At 70.3% G+C, this 22,075-nt stretch carries 18 protein-coding genes and 2 pseudogenes; 7 read left to right on the top strand and 13 right to left on the bottom strand.

Features of this window, described 5'->3' with window-relative positions; genetic code table 11:
- Positions 1 to 74: 74 nt before the first annotated feature.
- Positions 75 to 524: a cold-shock protein gene (locus tag ACIBJB_RS27405; RefSeq protein ID WP_398934642.1), complete on the bottom strand. Its 450-nt coding sequence runs from the start codon at positions 522 to 524 to the stop codon at positions 75 to 77.
- A 254-nt stretch (positions 525 to 778) separates the two neighbouring features.
- A pseudogene (locus tag ACIBJB_RS27410) lies at positions 779 to 1,162 on the bottom strand (hypothetical protein); the annotation flags it as partial.
- A 457-nt stretch (positions 1,163 to 1,619) separates the two neighbouring features.
- On the opposite strand from ACIBJB_RS27410, the gene ACIBJB_RS27415 reads away from it, so the two are divergent.
- Both ACIBJB_RS27415 and ACIBJB_RS27420 read left to right on the top strand, forming a co-directional pair.
- Positions 1,620 to 1,943 (top strand): transposase domain-containing protein, encoded by a 324-nt coding sequence (locus ACIBJB_RS27415; RefSeq protein ID WP_398934076.1) that lies wholly within the window; start codon positions 1,620 to 1,622, stop codon positions 1,941 to 1,943.
- A 135-nt stretch (positions 1,944 to 2,078) separates the two neighbouring features.
- A pseudogene (locus tag ACIBJB_RS27420) lies at positions 2,079 to 2,342 on the top strand (penicillin acylase family protein); the annotation flags it as partial.
- Positions 2,343 to 2,345: 3 nt separating this feature from the next.
- Here ACIBJB_RS27420 and ACIBJB_RS27425 read toward each other — a convergent pair.
- From ACIBJB_RS27425 to ACIBJB_RS27435, 3 genes are all read right to left on the bottom strand, one after another.
- A complete protein-coding gene (locus ACIBJB_RS27425) occupies positions 2,346 to 3,899 on the bottom strand; it encodes an acyl-CoA synthetase (RefSeq protein ID WP_398934078.1) in 1,554 nt (517 codons plus the stop codon).
- Entirely contained in the window at positions 3,896 to 5,005 is a 1,110-nt protein-coding gene (locus ACIBJB_RS27430; protein WP_398934080.1) for a nitronate monooxygenase, read from the bottom strand. Before ACIBJB_RS27430 ends, ACIBJB_RS27425 begins: the two co-directional genes overlap by 4 nt.
- 130 nt (positions 5,006 to 5,135) lie before the next feature.
- Entirely contained in the window at positions 5,136 to 5,987 is an 852-nt protein-coding gene (locus ACIBJB_RS27435; RefSeq protein WP_392771020.1) for a helix-turn-helix transcriptional regulator, read from the bottom strand.
- Between the two features lie 87 nt (positions 5,988 to 6,074).
- On the opposite strand from ACIBJB_RS27435, the gene ACIBJB_RS27440 reads away from it, so the two are divergent.
- Positions 6,075 to 6,851 carry an SDR family NAD(P)-dependent oxidoreductase gene (locus ACIBJB_RS27440; protein WP_398934082.1) on the top strand — a complete coding sequence of 259 codons (777 nt, stop codon included), beginning with the start codon at positions 6,075 to 6,077 and terminating at the stop codon, positions 6,849 to 6,851.
- Positions 6,852 to 7,132: 281 nt separating this feature from the next.
- Here ACIBJB_RS27440 and ACIBJB_RS27445 read toward each other — a convergent pair whose 3' ends face one another.
- From ACIBJB_RS27445 to ACIBJB_RS27475, 7 genes are all read right to left on the bottom strand, one after another.
- A complete protein-coding gene (locus ACIBJB_RS27445) occupies positions 7,133 to 8,704 on the bottom strand; it encodes a phytoene desaturase family protein (RefSeq protein ID WP_398934084.1) in 1,572 nt (523 codons plus the stop codon).
- Positions 8,705 to 8,767: 63 nt separating this feature from the next.
- Positions 8,768 to 11,014, bottom strand: coding sequence for a tetratricopeptide repeat protein (locus ACIBJB_RS27450; protein WP_398934086.1), 2,247 nt, complete (start codon positions 11,012 to 11,014; stop codon positions 8,768 to 8,770).
- A 61-nt stretch (positions 11,015 to 11,075) separates the two neighbouring features.
- Entirely contained in the window at positions 11,076 to 11,873 is a 798-nt protein-coding gene (locus ACIBJB_RS27455) for an oxygenase MpaB family protein (RefSeq protein ID WP_398934644.1), read from the bottom strand.
- Positions 11,874 to 12,066: 193 nt separating this feature from the next.
- Positions 12,067 to 13,479, bottom strand: a complete 1,413-nt coding sequence (lpdA, locus tag ACIBJB_RS27460) for a dihydrolipoyl dehydrogenase (protein ID WP_398934088.1) — start codon at positions 13,477 to 13,479, stop codon at positions 12,067 to 12,069.
- Positions 13,480 to 14,088: 609 nt separating this feature from the next.
- A complete protein-coding gene (locus ACIBJB_RS27465) occupies positions 14,089 to 15,150 on the bottom strand; it encodes an LLM class flavin-dependent oxidoreductase (RefSeq protein ID WP_398934090.1) in 1,062 nt (353 codons plus the stop codon).
- The gene (locus ACIBJB_RS27470) at positions 15,150 to 15,701 is read right to left on the bottom strand and encodes an SRPBCC family protein (protein ID WP_398934092.1); all 552 of its coding nucleotides are present in this window, start codon (positions 15,699 to 15,701) and stop codon (positions 15,150 to 15,152) included. Before ACIBJB_RS27470 ends, ACIBJB_RS27465 begins: the two co-directional genes overlap by 1 nt.
- A 111-nt stretch (positions 15,702 to 15,812) precedes the next feature.
- A complete protein-coding gene (locus ACIBJB_RS27475; protein WP_398934094.1) occupies positions 15,813 to 16,310 on the bottom strand; it encodes a winged helix-turn-helix transcriptional regulator in 498 nt (165 codons plus the stop codon).
- A gap of 106 nt (positions 16,311 to 16,416) precedes the next feature.
- On the opposite strand from ACIBJB_RS27475, the gene ACIBJB_RS27480 reads away from it, so the two are divergent.
- The gene (locus ACIBJB_RS27480; RefSeq protein WP_398934096.1) at positions 16,417 to 17,313 is read left to right on the top strand and encodes a short-chain dehydrogenase/reductase; all 897 of its coding nucleotides are present in this window, start codon (positions 16,417 to 16,419) and stop codon (positions 17,311 to 17,313) included.
- A gap of 35 nt (positions 17,314 to 17,348) precedes the next feature.
- On the opposite strand, the gene ACIBJB_RS27485 is transcribed toward ACIBJB_RS27480, so the two are convergent.
- A complete protein-coding gene (locus ACIBJB_RS27485; protein WP_398934098.1) occupies positions 17,349 to 18,032 on the bottom strand; it encodes a TetR/AcrR family transcriptional regulator in 684 nt (227 codons plus the stop codon).
- A 245-nt stretch (positions 18,033 to 18,277) separates the two neighbouring features.
- On the opposite strand from ACIBJB_RS27485, the gene ACIBJB_RS27490 reads away from it, so the two are divergent.
- The 3 genes from ACIBJB_RS27490 to ACIBJB_RS27500 are packed head-to-tail and all read left to right on the top strand — an operon-like array spanning position 18,278 to position 21,691.
- Positions 18,278 to 19,252 carry an enoyl-CoA hydratase/isomerase family protein gene (locus ACIBJB_RS27490; RefSeq protein WP_398934100.1) on the top strand — a complete coding sequence of 325 codons (975 nt, stop codon included), beginning with the start codon at positions 18,278 to 18,280 and terminating at the stop codon, positions 19,250 to 19,252.
- Between the two features lie 7 nt (positions 19,253 to 19,259).
- Positions 19,260 to 20,183 (top strand): alpha/beta hydrolase, encoded by a 924-nt coding sequence (locus tag ACIBJB_RS27495; protein WP_398934102.1) that lies wholly within the window; start codon positions 19,260 to 19,262, stop codon positions 20,181 to 20,183.
- Positions 20,184 to 20,218: 35 nt separating this feature from the next.
- A complete protein-coding gene (locus tag ACIBJB_RS27500; protein ID WP_398934104.1) occupies positions 20,219 to 21,691 on the top strand; it encodes a class I adenylate-forming enzyme family protein in 1,473 nt (490 codons plus the stop codon).
- Positions 21,692 to 22,075 lie beyond the last annotated feature (384 nt).

Consider the following 22,075-nt stretch of genomic DNA (forward strand, 5'->3'; position numbering starts at 1 on the left):
AGCTCATCAAAAATCCGGTGTGCCCCTGGGGCGCCAGGGGCACACCGGACGGACCGACGCGTCAATGCGGTCGCTCAGTCCACGACCCAGCCGCGCTTGCGCACCAGGTCGATGACGCAGGACCGCACTTCCTTGAGCTGATTGACCGTGAGGCTGCCGTCGCTGTTCAGCAGCGCTTCGGTGAGATCGATGCGGAACTCCTCGACGGAGTGCAACTCGACATGCTCGTCCGTGTCATCCGCCGCGTACTGCGTGGGCAGAGACGGAGCGGAGGCGGGAGCGGCGGCCGCGGTTCCGCGTTCGACCGGCTGGCTCGACGAAGATTTCCGGATAAGGCGAATCTCGGATGCCTTCAGCCCTTTATCGCCTTGCTCCATTGAGAACTCGACGTCGCTTCCCGCCTGGTACAGGAACTTCTCATCAAGCAGGTCATTGGCGTGCATGAACACGTCCTCGCCCCCTTCTCTGGGGCGGATGAAACCGTAACCGCGAATCTCGTCGAACCGTACGACCCTTCCCACCATCAACACACCGCACCTCCACGCAACAGCAATCCAGCAATCCAGCAATCCAGGGCAACTCTCATCGAATACCCGGCCGAGATCCTACCCAGCCCCCCTCGTGCGTACGAGACCGTGCCGGCAAAGCTGCGGGCGATCACCGGATTTCAGGGGTGGCACCCCCTCCTGAGCAGGGTAGGTCAGCGTACTGAGTAGGGGGTCACGGACGCACCACTCACGGGGCGGAGCCCTGCCCGCGAGCAGTCGGCGCAAGAACAGCGTGCGGTACTGCTGCGGCGGCCGGCCAGCGCGGACACCGCGAAGCCGTTGCCCAGCGCCTTGCCGAAGGTGGAGAGGTCCGGGACGACGCCGTAAAGGCCCTGCGCGCCCGCCGCCGACCAGCGCAGGCCCGTATCGAGGCCGATGGCCACCCGCGGGCGCCCGGTAACGGCGCGGGCCAGGCGCACCGCGGCAGTGGTGACGTCGGAGCCGTTCTTCGCGAACTTCACCATCCCCGCGGCCGGCACCATGGCCAGGAAGCGCTCCGCGGCCTCGACCTCCAGGATCGACGGCCGGACGAATTTGCTGCCGCGGTCCAACTCCCGGCGCGGCCTCTGGGCAGTGCCCGACATTGAAGGACCGCGGGTTGGCGACACAGCCCCTCAAGCCGGACACTGACTGTGCGGTGCCGGTGTCCCTTGAGGTAGTCCGTGCCGGATAGCGGCTGTTCAGTGCGCGGCACGAGGGCGGGCTTCACTGTCAGGATGAATCGGCCTCTACGCCAGGTTCTGCCCTGTTCAGCCGAGGTGCTGGCTGTCAGACGCCCCAGACTGCAGCTGCACAGCGCACGGATACCGATGCCCCAACCAGAGGGCGCTTCGGTCCCCGGGGAGCCGGACGACGGGCCGGCGTCGTCGGAGCCCTCGGAGCCGCCCCACTCCCCTGCCGGCCGTCGTCAAGGATGTACACCTTGGCGAGGAGAGCCCGTCATCCATGATCACGCGCGGCGCCAAGGTCACCACTCAGTGCTCGCACGTATCCCAGCGCGAGCTCCGGCAGTTGCTCGCAGTACGGCCCCGTCCAGGTGCTGCATCCACGCAATGAGCATCGCGCGCCACGGTGGCCGGTGAGCGTCGGCTGCGGTTGCTGCCCGCGCGAGTGGTGGTGTACTTCACGCTCGCGCTGGTGATGTTCGACCGCGTCTCGTACATGGGAGTGTGGGAGAAGCTCACCGTCGGCCTGGGCAAGGTGGGCACGGCGTGTCCGTGCGCGTCCTCGCTCTCACGTGCCCGTCGCCGGCTGGGCACCGCACCGCTGCGCCGGCTGTTTCAGGTCCTGGCCGGTCCGGTCGCGGCCCCGGCCCAGGGGACTCGTTCTACCGCGGCAGGCGCCTGGTCGCGCTGGACGGCACCACCCAGTGCGTGCCGGACGATCCCCCGGTGACCTGGTACTTCTCCAAGCAAGTCAGCGAGGTGAAGGAGTTCGGCTACCCGCCAATGCGGCTGGTAGCCCTGGTGGAATGCGGCACGCGCGCCCTCATCGACGCCGCCGCGGTTGACTTTCTGAACACGGTGACCGGTCGAGCCGGTGTGGGACCCGGCGGGCGGCGGATACACGGAGGTGACGACCGGGTCGAGCTACATCCAGGCGGTGGGCTGGGACGGCGGCCGCTGCCCGGTGGCCCGCACCCTGCTGACGTACTCCCAGTCCTCGAACCCGAACTCGCCGCACTTCAGCGACCAGACGCGGCTGTTCTCGGCGGAGAGGTGGGTGACGTCCCGGTTCTGCGAGAAGGACATCCTGTCGTCGCCGGCGCTGCGGGTCGTCCGGGTCCGTTCCTGAGGCTCACACCGGTCGCGAGCGTCCCTCCCAGTACGGATCCCTCAGGCGTCGCTTGTACAGCTTGCCGTTGGGATCGCGGGGCATCTCGGTGATGAAGTCGACGCTCTTCGGGCGCTTGTAACCGGCGAGTTGTGCGGCGCAGTGGGCGAGGAGGTCGGCGGCCAGGTCCGGCCCTGGCGTCTGGCCCGGGGCCGGTTCGACCACGGCCTTGACCTCCTCGCCCCAGTCGTCGTGCGGGATGCCGAAGGCGGCGGCGTCGGCGACGGCGGGGTGTTGCAGAAGGACGGACTCGATCTCGGCGGGGTAGATGTTGACCCCTCCGGAGATGATCATGTCGATCTTGCGATCGCGGAGGAAGAGGTAGCCGTCCTCGTCGAGGAGACCCAGGTCGCCGACGGTGAAGAAGTCTCCGATGCGGTTCTTCTTCGTCTTGGCCTCGTCCTTGTGGTAGGCGAAGCCGCCCGTGTTCATCTTCAGGTAAACGGTGCCGAGTTCGCCGGGCGGCAGCCGGTTGCCGTCGTCGTCGAAGATCGCGAGTTCGCTGATGGGCCAGGCCTTGCCGACCGTGCCGGGCTTCTTCAGCCAGTCCTCGGCGGTCGCGAAGGCTCCGCCGCCCTCGCTGGCCGCGTAATACTCCTCCACACAGGGCCCCCACCAGTCGAGCATCGCCCGCTTCACATGGTCCGGGCAGGGGGCGGCCCCGTGGATGGCGTGCCGCATGGACGAGACGTCGTAGCGCGCCCGGACGTCCTCGGGGAGGGCCAGCAGGCGGTGGAACTGGGTGGGGACCATATGGGTGTGGGTGCACCTGTGTGTGTCGATGAGCCGCAGCATCTCCTCGGGGGTCCACTTGTCCATCAGGACCAGCCGGTGTCCGATGTGCAGGGACGCGGCCGCGAACTGGAGGACGGCCGTGTGGTACAGCGGCGAGCAGACCAGGTGGACGTTGTCGCCGAAGGGCCGGATGCCGAAGATGCCGAGGAAGCCGCCGAGGTACGCCTCCTCCGGCCGCTTGCCGGGCAGGGGCCGGCGGATACCGCGCGGGCGGCCCGTCGTGCCCGAGGTGTAGTTCATGACCCAGCCGAGCTCACGGTCCGCGGGCGCCGACTCCGGTTGTCCGTCCAGGAGTTCGGCGTACGGCCGGAAGCCGTCGATCTCGCCGACGGCGTATCGGTGGCTCGCCGCGAGGCCCGCCTCGTCGGCCGCCTGCCGTACCGCCGCGGCGAAGCGTTCGTCGGCGATGAGCACCTTGGCGCCGGAGTCGGCGACGATCCAGGCGATCTCCGGGGCGACGAAGTGGTGGTTGATCGGGACCAGGTAGAAGCCGGCCTGGCTGGCGGCGAGGTGCGCGGTGAAGAACTCCGCGCTGTTGGGCAGGACGACGGCGAAGGCGTCACCGCGTTCGAGTCCCGCGGCGCGCAGGCCGTGGACGAGCCGGTTGGCGGCGGCGTGCAGGCGGCCCGCGGTCCAGGGCGAGCCGTCCGGGGCGATGAGCACCGTACGCGAAGGGTCTTGGGTGGCCTGGGCCCAGAAGCCCGCGGGGGGTGTGCTCGTCACTGGCCGCTCCTTCCGGCGATGCGGTTGATGCGATCGACGGCTTTCTCGAAGCCGCGGGTGAGGTCGTCGAAGACGGCCTGGACGCTGCGTTCGCTGGTCATCCGTCCGACGATCTGGCCGACCGGCGTGCCCAGCAGTGGCTCCACCTCGTACTTCTGGATGCGGGACACCGCATCGGCGACCAGCAGTCCCTGCAGGGGCATCGGCAGGGTGCCGGGTCCGTCGGCGGAGTCCCAGGCGTCGGTCCATTCCGTACGGAGCTGGCGCGCGGGTTTCCCGGTCAGCGCGCGGGAGCGGACGGTGTCGCCGGAGCCGGCCGCGAGCAGCTTCTCGATCAGCTTGGGTGAAGGCAGTTCGGCCTCAGTGGTGGTCAGCCATATGGAGCCCAGCCACACACCCTGAGCGCCGAGTGCCAGCGCGGCCGCCACCTGCTGTCCGCTGCCGATGCCGCCCGCCGCCAGTACGGGCAGCGGGTCCACGGCGTCGACGACCTCGGGCGTGAGGACCATGGAGGCGATGTCCCCGGTGTGGCCGCCGGCCTCGTAGCCCTGGGCGACCACGATGTCGATGCCGCCCTCCTTGTGCTTGACGGCGTGCCGGGCGCTGCCCGCGAGAGCGGCGACGAGGACGTCCTGATCGTGTGCGCGGGCCACCACGTCGGCGGGCGGGGAGCCGAGGGCATTGGCGAGCAGCCGGATCGGATAGTCGAAGGCGACGTCCAGCTGGTTGCGGGCGACCTGCTCCATCCAGCCCGTGATGCGCCACCCCGACACCTCGCCCTCCGCGAGTTCGGGCACGCCGTACTTGGCGAGGGTGTCCTTGACGAACTGCCGGTGCCCCTCGGGGATCATCGCCTCGACATCCGCCTCGGTCACCCCCTCGACCTTCTTGGCCGGCATGACGACGTCCAGGCCGTACGGCTTGCCGTCGACGTGCGCCTCGATCCAGTCGAGGTCGCGTTTGAGTTCGTCGGGGGCCGTGTAGCGGACCGCGCCGAGCACTCCGAAGCCGCCGGCCCGGCTGATGGCCGCGGCGACGGCGGGGAACGGCGTGAAGCCGAAGACGGCGTGCTCGACTCCCAGTTTCTTGCTCAGCTCCGTCTGCATGGCCGCAGGATGCCGCAGACCACCGGACGACGGAAGAGGTTTTCTGATGCTCCGTCAGATTCAGGTCGCCGGATCGGGGCGGACGGGTGAGTGCGTCCTGTTCGACGCGTCACGTCCGGGGACCGGCGGCTCAGCCGGGGACGTCCAGCCGCTGGGTGCCGACGACCGACAGCAGTCGTAGCGCCTCTTCGGACGGGGAACCGGGGGTGGCCGTGTAGATCACGACGTGCTGGTCGCGGTCGGCGATGTCCAGGACGTCGCAGTTGACGGCGACCGGGCCGACGACCGGGTGGTCGAAGGTCTTGCACAGGGTGGGGCGGGACTCGACGTCGTGGGCGGCCCACAGCCGGGCGAACTCCTCGCTTCCGTCGAGGAGTTCCGCCACCAGGCCGGTCAGCTCGCGATCGTCGGGATACCGGGCGGAGGCGGCGCGCAGCTGCTGTACCGAGGACAGCGCGAACTCCTCTCCGTCCGACACCCCGTACAGTCGCCGTCCCTCCGGGTGCGGGCCGAGGAAGGCGCGCCGGACGAGGTTGCGGTCGCGGCGGGAGAGGGCGGAGAAGTCCTCCATGAGCGCCGCGGCCAGGTCGTTCCAGGCGATGACCTCGTAGGTGGCCGAGATGACGATCGCGGCGGCCTGCGGCAGCCGGTGCAGCAGGTCGACGATGCTCTGGCGCACCTCGCGGGAGGGGCCCGGCGGCGGGCCCGGCGGGGTGCCGGCGAGATGGTGGAGGTGGTCGCGTTCGGCGTCCGACAGACGCAGGGCGCGGGCGACCTGGGCCAGGACCTCGAGGGAGGGGCGGGGTGCGCGCGCCTGCTCCAGCCGGGTGTAGTACTCGGTGGAGATGTACGCCAGCTGCGCCACCTCCTCGCGGCGCAGGCCCGGAGTGCGGCGGCGCGGTCCGGCGGGCAGGCCCACGTCGGCGGGGGTGATGCGCTCGCGTCGGCTGCGCAGGAAGTCGGCCAGTTCTTGTCGGTCCACGTTCCCAGTGTGCGGGGGTTCCCGCCCGCCCAGCCAGGTACCACCGGTGCCTGGATAGGGATCGCGGCCGGAGGAAGGCTGGTCGGCATGACCAACACCACGATCACCCCCCTGCTCGCCGACAAGGTCGCTTTCATCACCGGTGCCGGACGTGGCATCGGCGCGGCAGCCGCACGGCTGTTCGCCCGGGAGGGCGCCCGCGTTCTGCTCGCCGCCCGCACCGAGGCCCAGCTCAAGGCCGTGACCGAGGAGATCCGGGCGGCCGGCGGCACCGCCGACTACGTCCTGTGCGACCTGGCCGACCCGATGAGCGTCCAGGCCGCCGTGGACCGGGCCGTCGAGCTGTACGGCAGGCTGGACATCGCCTTCAACAACGGTGCGACGATCCAGCAGCCCGGCCCGATGGACCAGCTGTCCGAGGCCGACTTCGACCACGTCGTCTCCGTCAACCTCAAGGGCCCCTGGCTGGCGATGAACGCCGAGATCGCCGCGATCCGGGCCACCGCGGGCACCGGCGCGATCGTCAACAACTCCAGTGTCGGCAGCCTGATGGCCAACCCCTGGCTGCCCGCGTACGGCGCCGCGAAGCGTGCGGTCAACAGCCTGACCGCGTCGGCCGCCGCCACCTACGGTCCGGAAGGCATCCGCGTCAACGCCATCGCCCCGGGCACCACGCTGACCGAGATGATCGACGAATGGGAGGCGAACTCCCCCGGCATCGTCGAGCAGCTCGTCGCCCAGACACCGCTGGGCCGCGGCGCCGACCCGACCGAGATCGCCGAGGCCGCGGCCTGGCTCCTGAGCGACCGGGCCTCGTACGTCACCGGAGTGGTCCTCCGGGTCGACGGCGGCAGCCAGGCGTGAGGGGTGGGGGCCGCGAGCGGGACACGGCAGCCGGACTGAAGACAGCCGGACGCGAGCGGGACACGGCAGCCGGGCCTGAGGACAAGCGCCCGCGAACGGCCCACAGCAGCCGGGCCTGACGACAAGCACCCGCGAACGGCCCACAGCAGCCGGGCCTGACGACAAGCACCCGCGAACGGCCCACAGCAGCCGGGCCTGAAGACAGCCGCACAGGAGCCGGACTCGGCATCCGGGCCTGAAGGGCCTGAAGGGCCGGAAGGCGGGCCGCGCGGCAGTGCGCGTCAGTCGCCGAGTTCCTCCAGCACGGCCATCGCCGCGTTGTGCCCCGGCACGCCGCTCACCCCGCCGCCGCGCACGGCGCCCGCCCCGCACAGCAGCACGTTCGCGTGGCGGGTCTCCACGCCCCAGCGGCCGGTGCCCTCCTGGGCGTACGGCCAGGACAGTTCCCGGTGGAAGATGTTGCCGCCGGGCAGCCGCAGGTCCCGCTCCAGGTCGAGGGGGGTCTTGGCCTCGATGCAGGGCCGGCCGTCCGCGTCCGTGGCCAGGCAGTCGGCCAGCGGCTCGGCGAGGTGGGCGTCGAGCTGGGCGAGGGTCGACTTGAGGAGTTCCTCGCACACGGCGTCGTTGTCCCGGTCGAAGAGCCGGGCCGGGGTGTGCAGGCCGAACAGGGTGAGGGTCTGGTAGCCCTGCTCGACGAGGTCCGGGCCGAGGATCGTCGGGTCGGTGAGGGAGTGGCAGTAGATCTCGGAGGGCGGGGCGGTGGGGAGCCGGCCGGCGGCGGCCTGGGCGTGGGCGGTGGCCAGCTGCTGGTAGCCCTCGGCGATGTGGAAGGTGCCGGAGAACGCCTCGCGCGGGTCGACCTCGCTGTCGCGCAGCCGCGGCAGGCGCTTGAGCAGCATGTTGACCTTGAGCTGGGCGCCCTCGGCGGGGCTGGGCGGCTGGTCGCCGGTGAGCACGGCGAGTTGCTGCGGGGAGGCGTTGACGAGGACGTGCCGGGCCGCGACGGCACCCTCGCCGTCGGCCGTGCGATAGGTGATCTCCGCCGCGCTGCCGTCCGTGTCGATCCGTACGGCCTCGTGCCCGGTGGCGAGCACCGCGCCCGCGTCCCGAGCCGCCGCGGCCAGGGCGTCGGTGAGGGCGCCCATGCCGCCGACGGGGACGTCCCAGGCGCCGGTCCCGCCGCCGATCACGTGGTAGAGGAAGCAGCGGTTCTGCTTGAGGGAGGGGTCGTGGGCGTCGGCGAAGGTGCCGATGAGCGCGTCCGTCAGGACGACACCCCGGACCAGGTCATCGGCGAAGCGCTCCTCCACGGCCGCACCGATCGGTTCCTCGAACAGGACCCGCCACGCCTCCGCGTCGTCCACCCGCAGGCGCAGTTCGTCCCGGGTCGGCAGGGGCTCGGTGAGGGTGGGGAAGATCCGCTGCGCGACGCGTCCCGTCATGTCGTAGAACCGCTGCCAGGCCTGGTACTCGCGTTCGCCGCCGGTGAGCCGGGCGAAGGCCTCCCTGGTGCGGCGCTCGCCGCCGCCGACGAGCAGACCGGTCGGCCTGCCGTCGCGTTCCACGGGGGTGTACGACGAGACATTGCGCGTACGGACGCGGAAGTCCAGGCCGAGGTCGCGGACAATCTTCCTGGGCAACAGGCTGACCAGGTACGAGTACCGCGACAGCCGGGCGTCCACCCCCGCGAATGGCCGCGTGGAAACCGCCGCGCCCCCGGTGTTCCCGAGCCGCTCGAGCACCAGTACGGATCGTCCGGCCCGGGCCAGATAGGCGGCGGCGACCAGTCCGTTGTGGCCCCCGCCGACGATGACGGCGTCGTAGCTGCGGTGGTGTCCCTCGTGTGCAGGCATGGTTCTTCGTAACACGTGGTGATCTAGGTCTGCCAGAGGGAGGAGGCACCCGGCGGGGGATGGTCACGCGCCCGAGGCCCGCTGCTGCCGCAGCACCGCCACCCGGCGGTACAGCTCCACCGCCTCCGCGCCCCGCCCCAGCTGCTCCAGGCAGTGGGCCTCGTCGTTGCGGCTGGCGAGGGTGTCGGGGTGATCGGCGCCCAGGACGCGTTCGCGGGCGGTGGCCACCTTGCGGTACTCGGTGAGGGCGTCCGCCCAGCGGCCCAGCCAGCCCAGGCCCACGGCGACCTCGCGGCGGCTGACCAGGGTGTCCGGGTGCTCGGCGCCGAGGACACGTTCGCGGATCGCGCACACGTCACGGGACTCGGCGAGTGCTTCCTCCCAGCGGCCGAGGCGGCCGAGGTTGACGCCGAGGCCGTGCCGGGCGCGCAGGGTCTCGGGGTGGGTGGGGCCGTGGATGCGGGTGCGGTCCTCGATCAGGTCGCGGTAGAGCTGGAGTGCGTCGGCGCTGCGGCCGAGGCGCCCGAGGCTGATGCCGACCTCGTAGCGGGCGGCGAGGGTGTCGGGGTGGTCGGGGCCGAGGGCCCGGGCGCGGGCTTCGGCGACCTCGTGGTAGGTCTGCAGGGCCTCCGCCCAGCGCCCCAACTGGCCGAGCGCGTAGGCGACTTCGTAGCGAGTGACCAGCGTGTCGGGGTGCTGGGGGCCCAGTACCCGGGTGCGGGCGGCGGCCACCTCGCAGGCCATGCGGTACGAGTCCTCCAGACGGCCGAGCCTGCTGAGGTTGAAGGCGAGGTTGTGGCGGCAGCGGAGGGTGTCGGGGTGGTCGGGGCCCATAACGCGTTCCCGCGCGGTGAGCACCGAGTTGTAGACCTGGTGGGCGTCGAAGTGGCGGCCCAACTGGCCGAGGACGTACGCCATCTCCTGGCGGGCGGCGAGGGTGTCGGGGTGATCGGCACCCAGGGCGCGGGTCCTGCTCGCGGCCACGTGCTTGTACTCGCGCAGCGCGTCGGCGGCGCGGCCGGTGCGGCTGAGGGTGAAGGCGACCTCGTAGCGGCTGGCGAGGGTGTCGGGGTGGTCGGGGCCGAGCAGGTGCTCGCGCTCGGCGGCGACCGCGCGGTGCACCTCGCCGGCCTCGGCCCAGCGGCCCAGGCGCCCGAGGCTGAGTCCCGCGTTGTGCCGTCCTGCGAGTGCCGCGAGTGCCTGCGCGGAGGGCACGGGCGGCTGGTCCGGCACGGGTTCGTCGGTGCGGCCGCCGGCGGGGCGGGCGATCCACTCGCCGGTGAGCCCGGCCCCGGCGTCCGGGGGTGTGGTGACGAGGCCGGCGCCGGTGGCCTTGTGGCCGGTGGTCATGCCACGGGTCCAGGACGGCAGCCGGGTCTCGCGGGGGCGGGCGGGCTCGGCGGGCTCCTGGGGCCGGAAGTCGGGCCGCGGGGTCACCACGGTGGGCACGTACGCCGGGGTGGTGCGGCCCAGGGTGATCCGGCGGCCCAGCTCACGTGCGTCGCGCGGGCGTTGTTCGGGCTGTTTGGCCAGCAGGTCGAGGATGACCTTCTCGAGGTACTCCGGGAGTTCGGCGCGGTGACTGCGCGGCGGCCGGGGTGGGGTGTCACGGTGGCCGACGAGGATCGCCCACGCGTCCTCCAGGTCGAACGGCGGTGCCCCCGTGGCGATCTCGTACAGCACACACCCCAGGGAGTACAGGTCGCTGCGCTGGTCGACCTCGGAACCCCCTATCTGCTCCGGCGACATGTAGTGCGGGGTGCCCATCGCGATGCCGGTGCCGGTCAGCCGGGAGGTGAAGTCGACGTCGTGGCCGAGGCGGGCGATGCCGAAGTCGCAGATCTTCACCGTGCCGTCGGTGAGCCGGACGATGTTCGCGGGCTTCAGGTCCCGGTGCACGATGCCCTGCTGGTGGGTGTAGGCGAGGGCGGCGGCGACCTGGTCGGCGATCTCGACGACATCGGCGACGGGCAGCGGGTGCTGTTTGTTGTCCTCCAGGAGCTGGCTGAGGTTGCGGCCGTCCAGGAGCTCCATCACCAGATAGAGGACGCCGTCGGACTCGCCGAAGTCATGGACGACCGTGATGCCGCGGTGGCTGAGGGCGGCGGCCACGCGCGCCTCGCGCCGGAACCGCTCCCTCAGGACCCGGGTGAACGTCTGGTCGTGCCCCCCGCCCAGCGGCTTGAGACACTTCACGGCGACATGACGGCCCAGCGACTCGTCGCGCGCCCGCCACACCTCGCCCATGCCCCCGCGCCCGATCAGATCGAGCAGCCGGTACCGCCCCTGGATGAGCCTGCTGTCCCCCATCTCCTGCGACCGCCCCCGTAAAGTTCGCCCCGCCCTCCCCTGGCTCGTCCAGTATGGCGACCTATCGTCCGAGTTTGTACGGGGCAGGGCGGGAGCCCGGCCCGAGGCGGGCCATGGCGCGGAGGATGTGTTTGGGCGGGAGTTGCCAGCGCAGACGTGCGGGAACGCAGCGCAGCAGGGCGCCGGTGGCACGCAACTGGCGGGTGACGGTGGTGGGTTCGGGCGCTTTCCTGCCGTACAGCTCGTGGGCGTACGGCGGCAGGGCGGCGTACGCCAACTGCGCCACGCGCCGCCACAGCACCTCACGCGCCGGGACGAGGAGGGGGTGCGTCGGCGGGCGGAGCAGGAAGTCGTCCACTTCGCGGGCCTCGGGCGTGGCGGCGAGTTCGGGGAGCATCTTCTCGAAGTAGGCGGCCATCTCCGACCGGCTCGCCGGTACGGCGTCGGGATCCAGGCCCACCAGGCGGGCGCTGACCCGGTGTTCGGATATGTAGCGGTCCGCCTGTTCGTCGGTGAGGCGGAAGCCGGAGCGGCGGGCGACCTGGAGGTAGGAGTCGATCTCGGCGCAGTGCACCCACAGCAGGAGCTCGGGTTCGTCGACGCCGTAGCGTTCGCCGGTGTCGGGGTCGGTCGCCCCCAGCATGCTGTGGATCTTCCGCACCCGGGCGCCGGCCTTCTCCGCGGCCTCGGTGGTGCCGTAGGTCGTGGTGCCGACGAAGTTGGCGGTGCGCATCAGCCGGCCCCAGGCTTCGCGCCGGAAGTCGGAGTTCTGCATGACCCCGCGCAGCGCGCGCGGATGCAGGGCCTGGAGGTAGAGCGCGCGGATGCCGGCGACCCACATCATCGGGTCGCCGTGCATCTGCCAGGTCACCGAGTCCGGGGTGAACAGCCCGGGATCGCCGGCCTGGAAGCCCGCTGTGCCTGCCGTACGCCCAGGTGCGACCACAGCCTCCACCTGTCTCCAGAGCATCACGCCGATCCCGAACACGAGGTCACTCCGGATGGTTCCCAGAACGCCGCTGGGTCATTCCCGCCGGGAGGGGTGCGCCCCGCTACATGTTGATCATGTGGCCGGCGAGGCCGTGGACGGCGTCCTGGAGCGCCTCGCCCAGCGTCGGGTGGGCGTGGACGTTGCGGGCGACCTCGTGGACGGTGAGGTCCCACCGCTGGGCCAGGGTCAGCTCGGGGAGCAGTTCGGTGACGTCCGGGCCGATCAGGTGACCGCCGAGGAGCTCGCCGTACTTGCCGTCGCTGATCAGCTTCACGAAGCCGGTCGCGTCGCCCAGACCGTGCGCCTTGGCGTTCGCGGTGAACGGGAACTTGGCGACCTGGACGTCGAAGCCCTTCTCCCGCGCCTGCGCCTCGGTGTAGCCGAAGCTGGCGATCTGCGGCTGGCAGAACGTGGACCGCGGGATCATCACGTAGTCCAGCTCCATGGTCTCCGCGTCCGCGATCGTCTCGGCGGCGACCACGCCCATCGCCTCGGCGGCGTGCGCGAGCATCAGCTTCGCGGTCACGTCGCCGATGGCGTAGATGTGCGGGACGGAGGTGCGGCACCGGCCGTCGACGTCGATCGCGCCGCGCTCGGTGACGCGCACGCCGGTGTTCTCCAGGCCGTAGCCGGTGACGTTCGGGGCGAAGCCGATCGCCTGCAGGACCTTGTCCGTCTCCAGGATCTGCTGGGCGCCGTCCTTGCCGGTGACCGTGACACGGACCTGCGGGCCGGACTCGTCGATCGACTCGACGCGGGTGGACGTGAGGACGTCGATGCCCAACTTCCGGTACTGCTTGGCCAGTTCGGCGGAGACTTCGGCGTCCTCCAACGGGGCGACCCGGTCCAGGAACTCGACGATCGTCACCTTCACGCCGTAGTTGTGCAGCACGTACGCGAACTCGACACCGATCGCGCCGGCACCCGCGATCACGATGGACTGCGGCAGGTCCTCGGCCAGGATCTGCTCCTCGAACGTCACCACGCGCGACGTACGGCGCGTGCCGGGCAGCAGCTTGGGGCTCGCCCCGGCCGCGATGATGCAGTGATCGAAGCCGATGGTCCGGGTGTTGCCGTCGTAGTCGGCCACCTGGAGCGTGTGCGGGTCGAGGAACGTGCCGCGACCGCTGATCTCCGTGATCTTGTTCTTCTTCATCAGGTAGTGGACGCCCTTGACCCGGCCGTCCGCGACCTTCCGGCTGCGGCGGAAGGCCTCCCCGTAGTCGAAGGAGACCTCACCGTCCACCTTGATGCCGAAGGTCTTCGCCTCGCGCGTGAAGAGGTGCGCGAGCTCGGCATTGCGCAGCAGGGCCTTGGTGGGGATACAGCCCACGTTCAGACAGATGCCGCCCCAGTACTTCTCCTCGACGACCGCGACGCGCTTGCCCAGTTGGGCGGCCCGGATGGCGGCTACGTATCCGCCGGGGCCCGCGCCGAGTACGACGACGTCGAAGCGCTCACCCTGCTCGTCCATGGACGGCTTCCTTCCGATCGAACAACCTGGTCATCAACTCGGCAGCGGTGGCATCCGCCACCGCCCGCCGCCGGGGAACCGGTGTACGACGACTGAGGCGACCACATGGCGCACCACCTCGGCAGCGGTTCCCCGGACGTCCGCTTCAGCGCCCCGGCGCCGTGATCCATGCCCGCTCCGCCATCATCGACGGCGGACCCTCGCCCCGTCGACTTCGTGTACTCCTGCCTCGGCGGCATCGAGCCTGAGCGCGTCGGGGCCGAAGGCGGCGACGGGGCCGTGCGCACCGGGCTCGAGGGCGGCATCGGGCCGTGCCGCGCGGGCGGCGCCCGACGCCAGGAGGGGCCCCGTCATCTCGTACGGCCAAGACCGCGCCCGGCGAGGAACATTTCCGTCCGGCATGTTTCACCTCGCCGAGGTGGGACGTACGCACCCCCCTGACGTGCGCCTCCCGTGATGAGGGTCTGCGCGTCGCGCAGAGTGCTCCGGCGGGGCAGCTCGCCCTCGCGACCGGACGCGCCACCTCGGTTCGCCATGGCCTCCCACCACCGACCCGCCTCGGTCGCCATGGCCCGTCGCTACCGAGCCGCCTCGGTCGCCATGGCCCGTCTACCGAGCCGCCTCGTCCTCGATGTCGCGGACCAGGTCGATGGCCCGGCCCAGGGTGACGAGGCGGGCGTCAAGGGTCTCGCCGGCGGGATAGAAACGAACGGTGTCGACACCCGCCTCGCGCCACACGCGCAGCCGCTCGCGCACCATGTCCTCGGTTCCGATCAGTGTGGTCGCCAGCACCATCTCGTCGGTGACCAGGCCGGCCGCGCCGTCCCGGTCTCCGGCCTGCCAGCGGGTCCGGACCTCGGCCGCCACCTCGGCCCAACCCTGGCGGCTGTAGGCGTTGTTGTAGAAGTTCGTGGTCGTGGAGCCCATGCCGCCGAGGCTGAAGGCCAACTCCTTCTTGCGCCCGGCCACCATCCCGCGCAGCACCTCCTCGTCGTCCGCGAAGGCGACCTCGGCACCCTGACAGATGTCGAGGTCGGAGCGGGTGCGACCAGCGGCGGCCAAGCCCTGGTCCAGGTGGTCGAAGTACGCCTCCTTGGCGCCTTCTGGTACGAAACTGGTGCCCAGCCAGCCGTCGGCGATCTCGCCGGTCAGGTGCAGCATCTTCGGCGAGAGGGTGGCCAGGTAGACGGGGAGGTCGTACTCGGCGCGCATGGACAGGCGCATGGGCCTGCCGTCCCCGCCCGGCAGCGGGATCTGGAACTCCCGCCCGTCGTACGAGAGTTTTTCTCCGGCTGCGGCCTGTCGGACGATCTCGACGGTCTCCCGCATGCGCGACAGGGGCCGGGCGAAGGGCACGCCGTGCAGCCCTTCGATCACCTGCGGTCCGGAGGGGCCGAGCCCCAGGAGGAAACGCCCCTGGGAAAGCTGCGACAACGTGATCGCGGCGCGGGCGATGGCCATCGGAGTGCGGGTACCGAGCTGGATGATCCCCGATCCGAGAAGCATGCGCTCGGTCTTCGCGGCGAGGTAGCCCAACGGCGAGGGCGCCTCGGAACCCCATGCCTCCGCGACCCAGCAGATGTCCAGACCGAGTTTCTCCCCCTCGGTGACGTAGTCGACGATCTCCCGCCAGTCGCCCCCGGAGGCCTCGATCGTGGTGGAGGTACGCATCAGAGACCCGCCTCGCCGGACGTCGCGGTTCCCTCGGTGCCCTCGGCACCCTCGGCCAGTTTCTTGATCTTTTCGAGAGTGACGGTCATGTTGGCCTCGAACTCCCGCATCCGTACGAAGACGATCTTCTGCTCCTTCTCCGGCATACGATCAATGGCGAAGGAGAGGCCCGAGCGGCCCGGCCCCATCTGCATCCACTCCCTGAGGAGAGTGCCGCCGTCCTGGGGCGCCAACGAGAACCGCCAGATCGCCGACGGATGCTGCGGATCCTCGACCGCCCAGGCGAGCGTGCTCGACGGCTCGTACTCGACGATGTAGGACGTCGTGGCCCATTCCCCGAACGCCTCATGCTTGCTCCGGCCGATGAACCGGGCTCCCGGCGCAGGGCCGCTCCGGCCGTCCAGCCACTCGACCGACTGGAGCTCGGAGCTCAGTCGCGGCATCAACTCGATGTCGGCGACCAGCCTCCACACCCGCGCCGGCGGAGCGGCGATCCAGGTGTGGACCTCGACCGTCGGCTTGTCCGCATAGCGCGCGCCTGTCCACTCCATACTCCTGCGGCCCTGCCTCTGCCTAGAATCCTCTTCGAGTACCTGACCAGTAAAGTTGCGTAAACGGACTTACTTGTCAAGGCTGAGTACAGGCACCACGGAGCCGGCGACTCAGCCCGCGAACCGCTCCCGTACGTCCGGCCGTTCGGCCACATGGGGTGGATAGCCGGGACCCATCCGCGCGCGGGTGTTGTCCGCGGTCAGGGGCTCGCCGCAGGCGGCGCACACCACCTCGGCATGGGTCTCCCGCCCGCACACATCGTGCAGCATCGTCACCGGCGGACCCGCCTCCCCGGCCAGCCAGCGGTCTCCCCACCGGTTCATCGCCAGCAGTACGCCGTAGAAGTCGCGCCCCTTCTCGGTGAGCACGTAGTCGTACCGAACCGGCTCCGTCTGGTACGGCCGCTTCTCCAGCAGCCCCTCCTCCACCAGTCGGCGCAGCCGGTCCGTCAGCGTGTTGCGGGCGATCCCGAGCGACTCCTGGAACGCGTCGAACCGCCGGATCCCGTAGAACGCCTCACGCAGCACCAACGGCGTCCACCAGTCGCCGAGCAGGTCCATGGTCCGTGCGATCGAGCAGGGCCACTGCGCAAAGGATGTCCGTCTCATGACAGCCAGCATAGGTTCGTCCAGTCGTGAGACCCAGCAGGTGAACCGAGCGGTGACCGGTGCGCAGCCCCTTGTGTTCCGTAAATAACGAAGTTATGTTGCCGCCATGAAACGTGACTTGCTGGGCAGAAGGCTGGTTGTCACCGGAGCGGCACGCGGCATCGGCGAGAAGGTGGCACGCCTCGCCGCCGCCCGAGGTGCTCGTGTGACCGTGATCGGGCTGGAGCCCGACCGCTTGCGCGACCTCGCCGTCGACCTGGGCCCGGCCGCTTCGTGGCGTGAGGCCGATGTGCGCGACGGCGCCGCTCTACGGTCGGCGATCGACGAGGCCGCCGAGGTCATGGGCGGCATCGATCTCGTCGTCGCCAATGCCGGCGTGGTGGCGTACGGGACGGTGCGGCAGACGGACGAGGCGTCGTTCGAGCGGGTGATGGACATCAACCTGAACGGCGTGTTCCGCACCCTCAAGTACGCGACGCCCCATCTGGAGCGCAGCCGGGGCCACGTGCTGGTCGTGGCCTCCGCGCTGTCGTTCATGCCGCTGGCCGCGATGGCCTCCTACGGCGCGAGCAAGGCGGCGGCCGAGCTGCTCGCCCTGACCTACCGCCAGGAGGTGGCACACCTCGGGGTCACGGTCGGCCTGGTGCATCCCTCCTGGATCGACACGGACCTCGTCCGAGGCGCCGAAGCGGACCTCCCGTCCTTCCAGGGACTGCGCAACCGGCTGCCCTACCCGGGCAACGTCACCACGAGCGCCGACCGGGCGGCCGCCGCGATCGTCGACGGGCTCGTGCGGAGACGCAGCCGCGTGTATGTGCCTCGCGCGGTCCTGGTGGCCAACTGGGCGAAGGGAGCGCTGAATTCACCGCTGGCCTGGCCCTGGGCCAGGCGCTTCGCGGCCCGGGCGGTGCCGTCCCTCGAACGGGAGGTGGCAGCGTTGGGGAGGCACGACCAAGTCACGCCGGGCACCGGAGTCCCCGCCGCTGAGACCAGGTCGCCGTAGTCACGCACCGTCGCAACGCCCAACCCTCCGGCGCCTCAGCGGACTTGGACGATCGAGTCGTACAGGCGCGCGCCGGCCTCGTGCGAGGCCTCGGCACGTTCCCGCTCGTCACCCAGCCCGACCGAGAAGTTCACGCCCATCGGCAGGAGCACCTGCGCCACGGCGTCGTCGAACTCGACGAAGTGCTCAGCCAGTTCGAGGGTGATGTAACCGTGCACGAAACTCCACAACTGGGCGGCGATGACCTCGGGTTCCTGCCGCTCGACCCTGCCGGTCCGCACCAGCCGTTCGCACGCCGCGATCACCTGAGCGTGGGCTTCCCGAAAGGCCGGGGAATGCCCGCTCAGGCGAAGGTCCGCATCCGACAGGGGCCGGTACGTCGCCCGAGTCGACAGTCCGAACATCAGGTCGTAGAGGTGAGGGTTCTCGCGGGCCAGCCGACGGCAGGTCAGGGCCATGGCGAAGAGATCCGCGATCGGGTCCTCCGTCACCGGTACCCGGGCGAACGCTCTGCCGAGTTCCCTGAACCCATGGTCGGCAACAGCGCTCATCAGCTCGGGGATGCCACCGAAGTGGCTGTAGACCACCATCGTCGACAGTCCGCTCGCGGAAGCCACCGTGCGCGCTTTCACGGCCGATGGCCCCTGCTCGGCCAGCAGGCCGACGGCCGCCCGCACGAGTCGCTCCGGTGCGTCATCAAGCCTCGCCCGCCCTGCCATGTCCCGCACGCCTCCACCGTTGACACACATGAAATAACTTGGTTATGTAATTTGTCACGGCAATAGTACACATCGCACGTGCCGTGCCGTGCCGTCTCGGATACGGCGTCCGTCCTCGGGCACCTCTTACGCGCTGGTCCAGTCTCCTGCCACCGGTGCGAACCCGATCCTCTCGCTGCGACACGCGGCCACTCCGCGCCTGTCGCCGCACACCTTCCCTCTGAACTCAGCACGGGAGCACATTCATGCCGTACAAAGACAAGGGCCATCTGGAGATCGAAGACCGCGGGGCCGTCCTGGTCGTCCGGGTCGACGGCGGCCCGCATCAGGAGTTCGGCCTCGACATCGCCCAGCAGCTCGACAAGCTGGTGGCCCGGGCCGACCGCGATCCGGGCATCCGTGCCGTCGTCTTCACCGGGGCGCATCCCGAGCGGTTCGTCAGCCATGCCGCGGTGCGGTGGCTGCAGGAAGAGGGCGCCGCGAGCCCTACGGTCGGACGACGCGCTGCCGCCGCCGTCGTACGCGTGGCGAAGCACATGGACCGGTCCCGTGTCCTCGGGGCCGTGATGCGCAGGACCCCGATGCGCGGGGCCCTCCAACTGGAGCGTCTGCACACGACCTTCCTCCGGATGAACGCCAGCGGTGTCCTCTACGTCGCCGCCCTCAACGGTTCGGCTTTGGGCCTCGGCGCCGAGTTCGCCTGGGCGTGCGATCTGCGGGTCATGGCCGACGGCGACTACTTCATCGGCCAGCCGGAAATCCTCCTCGGCATCATCCCGGGCGGAGGAGGCACCCAGCGGCTCACTCGCCTGATCGGCACCCACCGGTCCCTGGCCGCGATCCTCGAGGGCAAGCCGTTCACGCCCGCCGAGGCTCTCGCCAACGGGGCCGTCGACCAGGTCGTTCCGCAGCACAAGGTGCTCGCGCAGGCGGTCGAGCTCGCGGAACGCTTCGGCAAGCGGCCGAAGGGTTCGGTGGCGGCTGCCAAGAGGTCGGTGTACCTCGGCGGTTCGATGCCGCTGGAGGACGGCCTGCACGTCGAACGCGCCGAGTTCTTCACCAGAGTCATGTCGAAGGAGGGGCAGGAACTGATGCTCGACTACATGGAGACGACGGACGCCACCGGGGAGCTCCCCCTCTACCGGCCGGACACCTACGCGCAGGCGCTCGCCTCGGGCAGTGTGCCCGCGCGCCGCTCGCCGAAGACGACGCGGCGGTGATCCGAGGATGACCACCGCGCACTCCTTCACCCGTCACGACATCACGTTCCCCTCCGGCGACAGCACCTGCGCCGGATGGCTCTACCTCCCCACGGGCGTCACCTCCCCGCCCGTCGTCGTCCTCGGGCACGGCCTGGGCGCCACCCGCGAGATGCGCCTGGACGCCTTCGCCGAGCGTTTCGCGCAGGCCGGCATCGCCGCCGTGGCCTTCACCTACCGGCATTTCGGCGACAGCGGCGGCCACCCGCGCCAGCTCCTGTCGATCAAGCGTCAACTCGCCGACTGGGATGCCGCGCTCGCCCACGTCTCATCCCGCCCGGACGTCGACCGCTCCCGTGTCGCGGTGTGGGGCAGTTCCTTCGGCGGCGGCCACGCCATCACCGTCGCCTCCCGCCATCCCGAACTGCGTGCGGCCGTGGCCCAGTGCCCGTTCACCGACGGACTCGCCTCCGCGCTCGCGCTGGGCCCGCTCGCCTCACTCAGGATGACCCCCGTGCTCGCCCGGGATCTGGTGACGAGGGTCCGCGGCAGAGCGCCCGCGATGGTTCCCATCGCCGCCGCCCCCGGTTCACCGGCCCTCATGAACGCCCCTGACGCCCTGCCCGGCTACCAGGCGCTCCAGCCGCCCGGCACGACGTTCCGCAACGAGGTGGCGGCACGGGTGATCCCGACCATCGCCGCCTACCGGCCCGGACGTGCGGCGAAGAAGGTCACCATGCCGATCCTCTTCTGCGTCAGCAACACCGACTCGGTCACGCCGCCCGCCCAGACCCTCCGGTACGCGGGCACCGCGCCCCGGGGAGAGATCAAGAGGTACGACGCCGGCCACTTCGAGTTCTACACCGGCGAGACATTCGAGCAACTGGTCCGCGACCAGACCGAGTTCCTCGCCCGCCGGCTGAACCCGGCACCCGCCGCGCAGACTCCCTGACCGGACCGCATCACACCGAGACAGGTACGCCCGTGATGAACTTCGCTTCCCTGCCCGACCGTCGCGCCGAGCTCGACCCCCATGGGGCCGCGGTCTCCGACGGGCATCAGTCCCTCACCAACACGCAACTGCTGAACCGGGTCCGCATGGCGGCGCGTCAGCTCCAGGACCTCGGCATCGGTCCCGGTGACGTCGTCGCCCTCCAGCTGACGAACCGCGTCGAGTTCGTCGTCCTGCTGTTCGCCGCCTGGCGGCTCGGCGCCACCGTCACACCGGTGAACCCGAGCATGACCGAGGTCGAATTGGTCCGGCAGCTCCAGGACTCCGGTGCGCACCTGCTGGTGGACGAGGACGGCACGGCCGTCATGGCGCACGATGTCGCCGTACTCGCGGTCGGCGAACTGTACGAAGGAACAACAGAGCCGGACCAAGCACCGCTTCTGGACCCGGCGACACTGGCCCTGCTCATCTACACCAGCGGTACGACCGGGGCGCCCAAGGGCGTGATGCTCGACCACGCCAACCTCGACGCCATGGTGGAGATGGGGCGCCGGGCGCTGGAGGTCGGGCCGGCCGACCGGTGCCTGCTGATCCTGCCGCTCTTCCATGTCAACGGCATCGTGGTCAGCGTCCTTCTGCCGCTGCTCGTGGGCGCGAGCGTCGTCATCGCGGGCCGGTTCGATCCCGGTACCTTCTTCGATCTCGTCGAGCAGGAGCGCCCCACCTTCTTCAGCGCGGTGCCGACGATCTACGGCATGCTCGCGGCGCTCCCGGACGACGTCCGGCCCGACACCTCGTCGCTGCGGTTCGGAGTCTGCGGCGCCGCACCGGCCTCCGCCGAGCTGCTGACCCGGTTCGAGGGCCGGTACGGGTTTCCGCTCGTCGAGGGGTACGGCCTGTCCGAAGGGACCTGCGGCTCCACCATCAATCCCGTCGCCGGCCCTCGACGCGCCGGAACCGTGGGGCTCCCCTTCCCCGGCCAGGAGATCCGGATCGTCGACGCCGACGGCAACGAGGTGGCGTCGGGCACGGACGGTGAAGTCGTCGTGCGGGGCCCCAACGTCATGCGTGGGTATCTCGGCCGGCCGGAGGAAACGGCCCGCGTCATCGTCGACGGCCGGCTGCACACGGGCGACGTGGGCCACCTCGACGCCGAGGGCTATCTGACCCTGGTCGGACGCTCGAAAGACATGATCATCCGTGGCGGGGAGAACATCTACCCCAAGGAGATCGAGGACGTGCTCGCAAGCGATCCGGCCGTGCTCGAGGCCGCCGTGATCGGCGTACCCGATGAAAAGTGGGGAGAGGTGGTCGTCGCCTACGTCCAGCCGCGACCGGGGTCGACCGTCGATCCGTCGGCTCTGAAAGCCCTCTGCGCGCGCAGCCTTACCGGCTACAAGCGCCCGACCGCGTTCTTCGTGGTGGAAGCCATCGTGAAGAACGCGGTCGGCAAGATCGACAAGTCCTCGTTGCGTGCCGGCCACGCCGCGCTCTCTGTCCGGTCCTGATCAACCTGGTTCCAGAACGGTCCACAGCGTCCCGAACTTCACCGGTCAGGAGCGAGTTGGCCGCTGACGCTCTCGTCGAAGACCCTGTGGAACCTCTCGGTCACGGGTGCGGACATCCAGCCGGTCGCCGACCTCGCGGACGGAGTCCGGCTGGAGGTCCAGCTCTCCGCTGAACACGAACGCCAGGAACCGTCGGAAAGATGATCGTCAAGCTCTGAGTGCGCCTTTGACCGACCGTGAAGGGGCCTGCCCGCGTAGGGCGGGCCCCTTTTCGCGTCGAGTGCGGGCCGGTCGCGCGCGTGGGGCGAGGCGCGTCCTCTCCGCGCAGAGCGCTTGCGATCACCACCCCTCTCCATTTAGCTTATGATCGTAATTCAATAATCC

Source organism: Streptomyces sp. NPDC050759, from assembly GCF_044456945.1.
Classification (GTDB): Bacteria; Actinomycetota; Actinomycetes; order Streptomycetales; family Streptomycetaceae; genus Streptomyces.

Excerpts from the sequence above, each read along its gene's own strand:
- ACIBJB_RS27465 (WP_398934090.1), bottom strand. The coding sequence starts at position 15,150 with ATGCGTACCTCCACCACGATCGAGGCCTCCGGGGGCGACTGGCGGGAG.
- ACIBJB_RS27475 (WP_398934094.1), bottom strand. The coding sequence starts at position 16,310 with ATGAGACGGACATCCTTTGCGCAGTGGCCCTGCTCGATCGCACGGACC.
- lpdA (WP_398934088.1), bottom strand. The coding sequence starts at position 13,479 with ATGGACGAGCAGGGTGAGCGCTTCGACGTCGTCGTACTCGGCGCGGGC.
- ACIBJB_RS27495 (WP_398934102.1), top strand. The coding sequence starts at position 19,260 with ATGACCACCGCGCACTCCTTCACCCGTCACGACATCACGTTCCCCTCC.
- ACIBJB_RS27445 (WP_398934084.1), bottom strand. The coding sequence starts at position 8,704 with ATGCCTGCACACGAGGGACACCACCGCAGCTACGACGCCGTCATCGTC.
- ACIBJB_RS27500 (WP_398934104.1), top strand. The coding sequence starts at position 20,219 with ATGAACTTCGCTTCCCTGCCCGACCGTCGCGCCGAGCTCGACCCCCAT.
- ACIBJB_RS27430 (WP_398934080.1), bottom strand. The coding sequence starts at position 5,005 with ATGCAGACGGAGCTGAGCAAGAAACTGGGAGTCGAGCACGCCGTCTTC.
- ACIBJB_RS27470 (WP_398934092.1), bottom strand. The coding sequence starts at position 15,701 with ATGGAGTGGACAGGCGCGCGCTATGCGGACAAGCCGACGGTCGAGGTC.
- ACIBJB_RS27455 (WP_398934644.1), bottom strand. The coding sequence starts at position 11,873 with ATGCACGGCGACCCGATGATGTGGGTCGCCGGCATCCGCGCGCTCTAC.
- ACIBJB_RS27480 (WP_398934096.1), top strand. The coding sequence starts at position 16,417 with ATGAAACGTGACTTGCTGGGCAGAAGGCTGGTTGTCACCGGAGCGGCA.
- ACIBJB_RS27485 (WP_398934098.1), bottom strand. The coding sequence starts at position 18,032 with ATGGCAGGGCGGGCGAGGCTTGATGACGCACCGGAGCGACTCGTGCGG.
- ACIBJB_RS27405 (WP_398934642.1), bottom strand. The coding sequence starts at position 524 with ATGGTGGGAAGGGTCGTACGGTTCGACGAGATTCGCGGTTACGGTTTC.
- ACIBJB_RS27440 (WP_398934082.1), top strand. The coding sequence starts at position 6,075 with ATGACCAACACCACGATCACCCCCCTGCTCGCCGACAAGGTCGCTTTC.
- ACIBJB_RS27490 (WP_398934100.1), top strand. The coding sequence starts at position 18,278 with ATGCCGTACAAAGACAAGGGCCATCTGGAGATCGAAGACCGCGGGGCC.
- ACIBJB_RS27450 (WP_398934086.1), bottom strand. The coding sequence starts at position 11,014 with ATGGGGGACAGCAGGCTCATCCAGGGGCGGTACCGGCTGCTCGATCTG.